The 4,228-nt window shown below is 74.0% G+C and carries 5 protein-coding genes; 4 read left to right on the forward strand and 1 reads right to left on the reverse strand.

Features of this window, described 5'->3' with window-relative positions; all coding sequences use genetic code 11:
* The 3 genes from H0487_RS11960 to H0487_RS11970 all read left to right on the forward strand — a co-directional run.
* A partial coding sequence (locus tag H0487_RS11960; protein ID WP_220793343.1) for a hypothetical protein occupies positions 1-1,368 on the forward strand: 1,368 nt, incomplete at its 5' end.
* 156 nt (positions 1,369-1,524) lie between these two features.
* Entirely contained in the window at positions 1,525-2,211 is a 687-nt protein-coding gene (locus H0487_RS11965) for a hypothetical protein (protein ID WP_183094464.1), read from the forward strand.
* The gene (locus H0487_RS11970) at positions 2,208-2,600 is read left to right on the forward strand and encodes a hypothetical protein (RefSeq protein ID WP_183094465.1); all 393 of its coding nucleotides are present in this window, start codon (positions 2,208-2,210) and stop codon (positions 2,598-2,600) included. The genes H0487_RS11965 and H0487_RS11970 overlap by 4 nt, the downstream gene beginning before the upstream one ends.
* Here the strand turns inward: H0487_RS11970 and H0487_RS11975 are convergent.
* A complete protein-coding gene (locus H0487_RS11975; RefSeq protein WP_183094466.1) occupies positions 2,581-3,114 on the reverse strand; it encodes a DoxX family membrane protein in 534 nt (177 codons plus the stop codon). The two genes, H0487_RS11970 and H0487_RS11975, sit on opposite strands and share 20 nt — an antisense overlap.
* A 76-nt stretch (positions 3,115-3,190) precedes the next feature.
* Between H0487_RS11975 and H0487_RS11980 the strand changes: the two genes are divergently transcribed.
* On the forward strand, positions 3,191-3,973 hold the full coding sequence (locus H0487_RS11980; RefSeq protein ID WP_183094467.1) for an SOS response-associated peptidase: 783 nt from the start codon (positions 3,191-3,193) through the stop codon (positions 3,971-3,973).
* Positions 3,974-4,228 lie beyond the last annotated feature (255 nt).

A 4,228-nucleotide genomic window follows, 5' to 3' on the forward strand; every position in this document is an offset into this window, starting at 1 on the left:
GAGATCATCGAGCTCGGTGAGCGGCTGGTGCGACCGGAGGTCGCACTCCTGGGCTACGAGTGGAAGTTCGGTGAGCGGCTCGGCCAGGCCGACATCGAGGCGGCAGAGGTCGCGCTCCGGCGGCTGGAGCTCTATGCCCACCTCACACCGTCGCCCCACTGGCGCTTCGCCGCCGGGCTCCGGCGGGCCTGCATGCTCTGCCTCCAGGACGACCGCGAGGGGGCGTTGCAGCTCCTGACCGATGCGGTCCGGGCAGCGGAGGGATGGCTCCACCCGGGCGAGATCTATGGCATCGAGCTGGGCTTCCGGTCGTTCACCGCGTTCCTGTACGGCGTCCCCGACCCGGCCATGCCCGAGTCGTACCTGCGCAACGTCGCGATCGTCGGGGACCTGACGGCGCCCTTCCTGCACGCGGGGCTGGCACTGGCTGCGTGGGTGCTCGGCGACCAGGAGGCTGCTCGCGGGCACCTCAGCCGGGCGTCGTTGGGCATCGAGACCGTCGCCGTCGGCCTCGAGTCGCTCTTCGCCCTCAACGTCTGCGGCCTCGCGGCCGCCCAGATCGGAGACGTCCGCATGGCGCGGACGATCCGGCCCCTGCTCGAGCCGTACGCCGGTCGCCTCACCGCGAGCGGCTCGATCGTCGTGCCGGTGGCGACGACGCTGGGCCTGATCTCCGACCTGCTGGGCGACCGCGGCGCCGCCCAGCGTGATCACCAACGGGGCCTCGCGGTCGCGGAGCGGGCCGGCTCGGCGGTGATGGTCGAGCGCTGTCGGGCGCTCGCCGGCGCCGCTCCCTCGGTCGAGCGCACGTCCGGCCACGCCACGATCACCCGGAGCGACGACGGCTGGACCCTCGCGTCCCCGTTCGGGGTGGCGACGCTGGAGGAGTCGCTCGGCCTGCGCCAGCTGATCGCGGTGCTGGGGGCCAACGGCCGCGAGGTGGCGGCGCTCGACCTGGCCGGGACCGGTGCGGGGCCGGTCGCCGTGCAGTCCGACCTCGGACCGGCGCTCGACGCACAGGCGAAACGTGCCTACCGGGCGCGGATCGCCGACCTGCGCGAGGAGATCGACGACGCCGAGGACATGAACGACCCCGACCGTGCGAGCCGGGCCCGCTGGGAGCTCGACACCCTGCTCGAGGAGCTCGGCCGCGCCGTCGGGCTCGCCGGCCGCGACCGTCCCCAGGGCGCCACCGACGAGCGGGCGCGGGTCAACGTCACCCGCAGCGTCAAGCGGGCGATCACTGCCGTCGGGGCGTTGGCACCCGAGCTGGGCGCCCACCTGGAGGCCTCGGTCCGGACCGGCCGCCAGTGCCGCTACCAGCCGGACCCGGCGGTCGGGCTGACCTGGGAGTTCACCTCGGCCTGACGGTGCGACGGAACATCGTTCCATGGTGGCGGAACGCCATCAGGGCATGAGCATCTACTCCCTGGCCACCGCCGACTGGCGGGTCCGACTCCTCGCCCGCCTCACGTGCGCGCCGTACCGCCCGACCACCGCCTCGACGAGCGCGGGGGTGACGCGATGAGCGCCGTCGCCGACCGGACCGCCGCCGCTCCTGCGTCCGACCGGACCGCCCGCCGCCGGGTGGCGAGCGCGTTCCTCCTCGCGGCCGGCTCCTGGGTCGGCTACATCGTGAGCATCGCCACGTTGACCGCCGACTACGAGCAGGCGCTCGTCGACGCCTCCGAGGCGACCGACACCGCCGTCAACCGTCTCCCTGCCGAGACGATGGCCCAGATCGCCAACGACCACCCGGCGAACTACGTCACCGGGCTGTTCCTGCTCCTGGTGCCGGCCCTGCTGGTCCTCGCCACCCGCCGCGCGAGCGCGGTGTCGGGGGACCGGTGGGGTGTCCGGCTCGCCTGGGTCGCCGCGGTCGAGCTGTGGTTCTACATGGCGCTCAACTTCGGGTTCCTCCTCGATCCGCTGCCGCCGCTCACCCGGGACCTCGACGTCCTGACGGTGCCGTTGGTGACGATCGGGTCGTTCCTGGCCGTCGCCGCGTTCGCGGTGTCGGCCCTCGGTCTGCGTCGCGCCGGTTGGCGCCCGGTCGCCTCTGCCGTCGCCGTCGGCATCGCGGTCCTGCTCACGGCGCTCATGGTCCCCACCCTGGTGACCTCCGGCTTCGACGAGCCGGTGCCGCCGATCGCGCTGTTCCCGGCCGAGCTGGTCCTCGGGATCGCCCTGCTGGTCGGCCGCCGGCGATGACCGTCCTGGACCTGGTGGTCGTGGGTGACCCGCTCGACCGGCTCGACCCGGCCGCCGACACGACGCTCGGCATCGTCTCCGCCGCGCTTGCCCGCGGCCACCACGTCCGGGCCTGCGAGCCGGCCGACCTCGCGATCGTCGACGGCGCCGCCGTCGCCCGCACCTACGACGTACGACGGGGGGACGCGCGGTGGACAGCGCTCGGTGACGCCGACGCGGTCCTGCTGCGGACGGGCACGGGTCGGACGCTCCTGATCACGGTCGCCGGAGGTGTGGAGGGCGGTCCCGGCAGCAGCGTCTGCGCCGACTTCGTCGAGCTCCTCGAGGCGACCGTCGCGGCCGCCCACGAGAGCAGGGCCGAGGCCGGGCTCAGGTCAGCTGGGCCTTGACCAGCCGGGCCTCGCGCCGCGCCGACCGGGCCAGGTGGCCGGCCTCGCGGCGGGCGTCGCGCGCCGTACGACGGGCGCGCCAGGCCAGACCAGGGCGGCCCTCGGTGTCACCGGCGGCGATGAGCAGGCCGCCGGCCAAGGACACGTTCTTGGCGAAGTGCGTGACCTGGTCACGGCGCTCGGCCGGGTCGGACGCCTCCCAGAAGCGGTAGCGGGCGGCGGTCGAGGGGACCAGGGTCGCGGCGAGGACGCCGGACGCGACCCGCGGGAAGTGCCCGGTGATCAACGCCGCGGCCGCGCCGAGCTGGAGCGCCCCGTTGATGCGCACCCACGTCGCGGCCTCGGTCGGGACGGGGGCGCCGTCCGGTGCGACGCGCTCGACGAGCGGGACGAACCGGTCGGTCACCGGCTTCGCGTCCCGCGCCAGTGCCTCGGCGTTGCGCAGCGAGTCGACGGCGTTGGTGACGAAGAACGCGCCGAGGAGGGGTCGGGCGAGGAGTCTGCTCACGGCCATGGAGGGTCGGTACCCGGTCGGCGGCAGGTCATCCGTGTCCCCGGCGATGTCCGGGCGCGGCGCTAGATTGAGCGCCATGTGCGGGCGCTACGCCTCCAGCCGGAGTCCTGACGACATCGCCGAGGAGTTCGAGGTCGTCGACCCCCGGCTCGACAAGGTGCTGCCGCCCGACTACAACGTGGCGCCCACCAAGGAGGTCTACGCGGTCCTCGACCGGGTGCCGCGGCCCGACCCGGCCGACCCCGAAGCCGCAACCTCCAACACGGCGGACGAGCCGGTCCGCCAGCTGCGCACCCTCAAGTGGGGGCTGGTGCCGTTCTGGGCCAAGGACCCCTCGATCGGGAGCCGGATGATCAACGCCCGGATGGAGACGGTCGCGGAGAAGCCGGCGTTCCGCCGCGCGTTCGCGAGTCGTCGCTGCCTGCTGCCGGCCGACGGCTACTTCGAGTGGTACGAGACGCAGACCAAGGGCAAGACGGGGAAGCCCCTCAAGCAGCCGTTCTTCATCACCCCCAAGGACGGCTCGCTGCTCGCGATGGCCGGGCTCTACGAGCTCTGGAAGGACCCGACCCGCGAGGACGACGACCCCGATCGGTTCCTCTGGACCTGCACGGTGCTGACGACCGAGGCCACCGACGAGGTCGGCCGGATCCACGACCGGATGCCGCTGCTCGTCACCCCCGACCGGCGCGACGCGTGGCTCGACCCGACGACCGCCAAGGACCAGCTGCCCGACCTGCTCGTGCCGGCCCAGCAGAGCGGGCTCCAGGCGTTCCCCGTGTCGCCCGCGGTCGGCAACGTCCGCAACAACGGCCCCGAGCTCGTCGCCCCGATCCCGCTCGAGGAGTCCCTGCTGTGACGCCGGCGGAGCGGGTCGTCGCGACGCCGGTGGGCGAGGGCCGGCTCGTCACCTACCGCGGCCGCAGCCCGGTCGCGACCCTCGTGCTCAGCCACGGCGCTGGCGGCGGCATCGACGCCCGCGACCTCGCCGCGTTGGCGACCTACCTCCCGCGCCAGGGGGTGAGCGTGGTGCTCTTCGAGCAGCCGTGGCGTCGGGCGGGGCGCAAGGTCGCGACGCCGCCGGCCACGCTCGACGTCGGTCTCAAGGCGGCGG

Origin of the sequence: Nocardioides stalactiti (assembly GCF_014180715.1) — a bacterium.
GTDB classification, from domain to species: domain Bacteria; phylum Actinomycetota; class Actinomycetes; order Propionibacteriales; family Nocardioidaceae; genus Nocardioides; species Nocardioides stalactiti.